Origin of the sequence: Lysinibacillus sp., from assembly GCF_032093475.1 — a bacterium.
GTDB classification, from domain to species: domain Bacteria; phylum Bacillota; class Bacilli; order Bacillales_A; family Planococcaceae; genus Lysinibacillus; species Lysinibacillus irui.
Genome location: NZ_DAMDAY010000068.1, coordinates 1 through 5,445 on the forward strand (window position 1 = coordinate 1; position 5,445 = coordinate 5,445).

5 protein-coding genes are annotated in these 5,445 nt (G+C 39.1%); 1 reads left to right on the plus strand and 4 read right to left on the minus strand.

Features of this window, described 5'->3' with window-relative positions; translation table 11 throughout:
• From polX to zapA, 3 genes are all read right to left on the minus strand, one after another.
• Nucleotides 1–1,571, minus strand: a 1,571-nt coding sequence (polX, locus tag RT445_RS14435) for a DNA polymerase/3'-5' exonuclease PolX (RefSeq protein WP_313470757.1), incomplete at its 3' end; no start/stop codon positions are given.
• A gap of 59 nt (nucleotides 1,572–1,630) precedes the next feature.
• Nucleotides 1,631–2,170, minus strand: coding sequence for a CvpA family protein (locus tag RT445_RS14440; RefSeq protein ID WP_274794029.1), 540 nt, complete (start codon nucleotides 2,168–2,170; stop codon nucleotides 1,631–1,633).
• A 5-nt stretch (nucleotides 2,171–2,175) separates the two neighbouring features.
• A complete protein-coding gene (gene zapA / locus RT445_RS14445; protein ID WP_016991554.1) occupies nucleotides 2,176–2,436 on the minus strand; it encodes a cell division protein ZapA in 261 nt (86 codons plus the stop codon).
• A 135-nt stretch (nucleotides 2,437–2,571) separates the two neighbouring features.
• On the opposite strand from zapA, the gene rnhC reads away from it, so the two are divergent.
• Nucleotides 2,572–3,498 (plus strand): ribonuclease HIII, encoded by a 927-nt coding sequence (gene rnhC / locus RT445_RS14450; RefSeq protein ID WP_312507431.1) that lies wholly within the window; start codon nucleotides 2,572–2,574, stop codon nucleotides 3,496–3,498.
• A gap of 701 nt (nucleotides 3,499–4,199) precedes the next feature.
• On the opposite strand, the gene RT445_RS14455 is transcribed toward rnhC, so the two are convergent.
• Nucleotides 4,200–5,138, minus strand: a complete 939-nt coding sequence (locus RT445_RS14455) for a nuclease-related domain-containing protein (RefSeq protein WP_312507430.1) — start codon at nucleotides 5,136–5,138, stop codon at nucleotides 4,200–4,202.
• Nucleotides 5,139–5,445 lie beyond the last annotated feature (307 nt).

A 5,445-nucleotide genomic window follows, 5' to 3' on the forward strand; every position in this document is an offset into this window, starting at 1 on the left:
GTATTAATGGCTATAGGAACACCTGCTGCTAAAGCCATTTCTAAATGTTCTACACATAAATCCAGACGGTACGGATTTGCATTTAACTCTAAAATTTTACCATATTCTTTCGCCCAAGCAATTAACTGTTTCATATCAGGATTATAACCATCACGATCTGCAATAATTCGACCAGTTGGGTGGGCAATCATATGGACATACGGATTTTGCATCGCTGTCAATAAACGTGCCATGATTTTATCCTGAGATTGAGTAAAACTAGAATGAATAGAGGCAATAACAAAATCCAGCTCTTTTAACACTTCATCATCGAAATCAAGGGATCCATCTGGCAATATATCCATCTCTGTCCCCTTAAACAAGTGAAAATCAGGATGGCACTCATTAAATGCCTCAATTTCGATACGTTGCTTCTCTAAGCGCTCTGGTGTTAAACCATTTGCTACTCTTAGAAATTGAGAATGATCTGTAATGACGCTATATTGATAGCCCCGTGCTCGTAGTGCCTCTCCCATTTCTGCCACAGAGTATGCACCATCAGACCATGTGGTATGCATGTGCAAGTCTGCTTGAATATCCTCTAGTCGAACTAATTGAGGAATCGTGTTGGGTTGATCAAATTCACCTTTTCCTGTACGAAGGCTCGGTGGAATCCAAGGTAGATCAAAATGGGCAAAAAATGCCTCTTCATCTTGAAACGTCAAGATAGTACCATCTTGCTGTTCAACCCCATATTCACTAATTTTTTCACCACGTGCTTTTGCAAGTTGGCGCATTCGCACATTATGATCCTTTGAACCTGTAAAATGATGCAGGGCAGTGGCATATTCATGATCCTTTACTAACCGGAAATCAACACTCACTGGCTCATCTAAATCTAAAATTACTGAAATTTTAGTATCGCCCGCTGCTACGACTTCCTGAATGGCCAATCCATTTAATAAATTGTCACGTACAGCCTCAACCGCTTCTGTCACAACAATAAAATCAATATCTTTACTTGTTTCTAGTGCTCGACGGAAGCTTCCAGCAACTGAAAAACGTTCCACTTCCTTCATACTACCTAGAAGCGCCTCAATTTGTAAAACCACAGGCTCAAGCTGCCATATTGGTAAGCGTTCAGAACGATTAGCAAAGTTGGCAAGTTCCTTTAAAATTTTCTCCTCGGTTTTTACAGCAAAGCCCGCTAATTCACGAACTTTTCCTTCTTCACACGCCTTTTTTAAGCTCTCTGCTGAATCAATACCAAGTTCTTGATGTAGTTTCGCAATCTTTTTGCCCCCTAAGCCAGGCAATTTTAACAATGGCAGTAACCCTTTTGGGACAATTTCTTCTAACTCTTTTAATAAACTTGATTCACCTGTTGCCATCAAGTCCTCAATAACAGCAGCCGTCCCCTTACCAATACCTTTAAGTTTTGTTACATCGTCCATTTCACTTAACGAACGCTCGTCCCCTTCAAGTGCTGCAGCTGCTTTTCGAAAGGCAGATACCTTGAATGGATTCTCTCCTTGTAATTCCATATATAAAGCAATTTTTTCGAGTGTACGAATAATTGTTTTTTTATTCATTGGTAATTCCTCCTATCGTAAAAACACTTCTCTCAAATCAGAGAGAAGTGCATAGTTTACTATTGCATATAAATATACCACCAGTTTTGGAACATCTTTGTAATAATCGGAGTATGCTCCAACATAAGACCACTTAACAATGATTTCGACATTAAATTTTGAATAACCTCAATCGGTAATAAGGCGCACACGTATAGCAAAATAAACATAATTAAATAGTTTTCAATCATGCCAAGTAACGCACCAAGCCAACGATTGACTGTATTGAGCACAGGTAAGTATGCAATAAAATCAAATATCGATGCCACAATTTGCAACGTAATTTTCACTGCAAAGAAAATAACAGCAAAGGCGATTACACGATAAAAGGTACGGTCTAAATCTAGGCTATCAATGACGACACTAAGGCTACCTGTATCAGTAACGCCTGGATATGGAACCCAAAATACAAATTTTTGTGCTAATGGCTTATAATAAATATACGCAACAATCAGTGCTACTACGAAACTGACAATGTGCATCATTTGTACAATGAAACCTCTTTTTGCACCGACGCCAATTCCAGCTAACAGTACCACTAATATGATTAAATCTAACATTCTCTTCAACCCTTTAATTTTTTCAATTCTTCTTCTAACTGCTCCATTCGTTCTTTTAATAGTAAATAATCATGTACTGTATTTACTGCTGTCAGAACAGCAAGTTTTGTGCTATCAAGTGAGGGATTATGTACGTTCATTTCGCGCATACGGTCATCAACAATCGAAGCAACAAGTCGCATATGGCCAATGGATTCAGAGCCGACCATTTTATACGTATGACCATATATTTCCACAGAAATTTTATTCTTTTCTTGTTTTTCCATAGTCGCACCCTCCTATAAATTGAATGCTCACGCGATTTTTTCGGTTTGCGAGCACCATCACACAAAAAAGCTATTTATTATCATACCATGAAAGGTATAAAATTGTGAACAATGAGGACAGAAAGGAACGATTAAATGTCAAATATTGTGCTATCCATTTCAACAAATATTCAAAAAGAGGTAATGGCTTACTATGCAACCTATTTTATTGAACGAAAAGCCCCAGGTGTTATTTTTGCTGCAAAACTACCAGATGCCACTATTACTATGTATAAATCTGGTAAATTAATGTTTCAAGGAGGAGGTGCTGAACGTGAGGCGGCTCGTTGGGGAACAGTTGAAAAAACAGCTACTCAACATTCCTCGTCTATTGGGGCAAAGGGGGATATTCTACCAGACAAATTCGCGACAATGTCTGTCTTAGGCTCTGATGAAACAGGCACAGGTGATTATTTTGGTCCCATCACCGTAGCGGCCGTTTATGTACCTACATCCAAAATCGAACTTATCAACGAGCTTGGCGTAAAAGATTCAAAAATGCTAACGGATGATTATATGCGAAAAATCGCACCCGATTTACGTGCAGCCTGTGTCCATAGCGTTCTTGTATTACGAAACGAAAAATATAACAGTCTACAAGCAAAAGGCTATTCACAAGGGAAAATGAAAGCTATGATGCACAACAAGGCTCTACAAAATACACTCACAAAGATGGCACCCGAAAAACCAGAATTTATTTTAATTGACCAGTTTGCTGAACGCGGAGTTTATTACAATTACCTAAAAAATGAACGTGAACTGGTACAAGAAAATGTCCTCTTTTCTACAAAAGCGGAGCAACTACATGTAGCTGTAGCCACAGCATCTATTCTAGCTCGCGCTGCATTTTTAAAGGAAATGGATCGCTTGAGTGAAATAGCCGGTCTCCCATTAATGAAAGGAGCCTCCAGCAAAGTAGATGTGCAAGCAGCACGAATCTGGCGTAATCAAGGCGAGGATTTCCTACGCTCCATCACAAAATGGCATTTTGCCAATACAGAAAAAGCACGGAAAATGGTGTAACGGAAACATTTAATGCCTACAACTGTGGAATACTTTTAGAAATGCTTTGCGGGGAATTATAGGGTTATGTAAATGTTGATTTCTATTCCGGGAAAATGCTTTTCGTCATTTTAAACATGCTACTGGCTTAGGGTATTTTTTTTAGGGTTTCCTACCTGATTGGAGGGCTTTGGGACCCTCTTTGAGAGATTTTTTACATGGTTGGAGCGCTTTTGGCTCCTTTTTGAGCGGCTATTTTCTTGGTTGGAGCGCTTTGACCTCCTTTTTGAGCGGTTTCTACCTGGTTCGAGCGCTTTAGTCACTCCTTTGAGCGGTTTTTTACCTGATTGGAGCGCTTTGGCCACCTTTTCGAGCGGCTTTCTGCCTGATTGGAGCGCTTTGGGACCCTCTTTGAGCGGTTTTTTACAAACTGGAGCGCTTTTGGCTCCTTTTTGAGCATTTTTTCCTGGTTCGAGCGCTTCCAACCCCTTGGAGCGGTTTTTTACCTATTGGAGCGCTTTAGTCACCTCTTTGAGCGGTTTTTTACAAACTGGAGCGCTTTTGGCTCCTTTTTGAGCGGTTTTTGCCTGGTTCGAGCGCTTCCAACCCCTTGGAGCGACCTGATTGGAGCGCTTTAGGCCCTTCCTTAATCAATCTTCTACCATAAAGGAGCATTTTCGTCCCCTTAAAGAACCCCCTCAAGCACTAATTAAAGCAATTAATCATAGAAGAATTTGATATTCCCTTCGTTTCGATGCACTTTCTTTCCGATAGCAACTAGTCATTAACATCCTTTTTATTGTATGACGATTGTTTAATCGTAAAAAATGCTGTGCTTGACTGTTAGTAATGCCTTTATTTATTAGCATCCCATAATCTTGTAGAGCACATTTATGGGCTTTTTTATTGCTATAAAGGCAACTTGAGCAAATCCATTTCATCTTTAACCATTGCATCTGTCCAATCTGACATTCTGGACAGATCACCCCTGTTTGAATGGCGTCTATCTCTATGCCATAGTAACGACAAAGCGGGAACAATTCATATGGCTTATGGTGCTGCACAAGTAATGCACTAATAGACTGAGAATCTATGGTTTTTGTCTTCAAAGAACGCTGTTGTAAATAACCTGTTACCTCCCTAGCCATCAACACTGGAAATAAACTATCCTCATATTCGATACGAGCATTGTTAAAAGGAAAAACAATGATACCATGGACAGGTACTTCAATTTGATTTTGATTGAAAAATTCTTTTAAATTGTACATATATTCCTCAAGCTGTACTTCAGGATGGTGAAATACACGCCGTTCTCCTGTCTCAAGAGTACGAATCATTTGACGGGGACGATTTTTTAATTCCACTTCTCCTTTAATATTTTTACTTTCAATAATGATTACCTCATATTTGGTTATCACTACAATATCTAGTTGCATCGGAAACGGCCGTTGAAGAGAAATATTATGTAAAACGTGAATACCCCTTACAAAAGATAATTTCTCCAGTTGTTTCATAATAAATTTTTCTCCATGCTCCCCTGCCTCAGCCTGTAGTAACTCTCTTGTTATTTGATCATATAGGGGATGCTTTGATGTAAGTCTTCGAGCTAAAGCCCGTAGACCTAATGTCATTTTTGCTTCTTCATATGGTTTGATAAACATAACATCACGCCCTTTTTTACACGACTATAGCAAGGAAAAATGGTCACGCCTAGACAATTTGATAAACTATTTATTTGATCAACTCTGGGGCTCCAAATTTGATTTTTTATGAATTTATGTGAATATCCAACTGTTTCTATAGTATGTTTTTAAAACTTGATCATCTTTTACTTACTTTCAATCATGTTGTTCCATCTTGCTCCGCCTTGGAGCGGTTTCATCCTCTTTTGGATCACCTTCACTTCAATTTGGAGCGGTTTCATCCTCTTTTGGATCACCTTCTCTACAATTTGGAGCGGTTTCTTCC

What these genes read in the sequence shown, in the direction of transcription:
- RT445_RS14455 (WP_312507430.1), bottom strand. Translation starts at nt 5,138, where the DNA reads ATGTTTATCAAACCATATGAAGAAGCAAAAATGACATTAGGTCTACGG.
- zapA (WP_016991554.1), bottom strand. Translation starts at nt 2,436, where the DNA reads ATGGAAAAACAAGAAAAGAATAAAATTTCTGTGGAAATATATGGTCAT.
- RT445_RS14440 (WP_274794029.1), bottom strand. Translation starts at nt 2,170, where the DNA reads ATGTTAGATTTAATCATATTAGTGGTACTGTTAGCTGGAATTGGCGTC.
- rnhC (WP_312507431.1), top strand. Translation starts at nt 2,572, where the DNA reads ATGTCAAATATTGTGCTATCCATTTCAACAAATATTCAAAAAGAGGTA.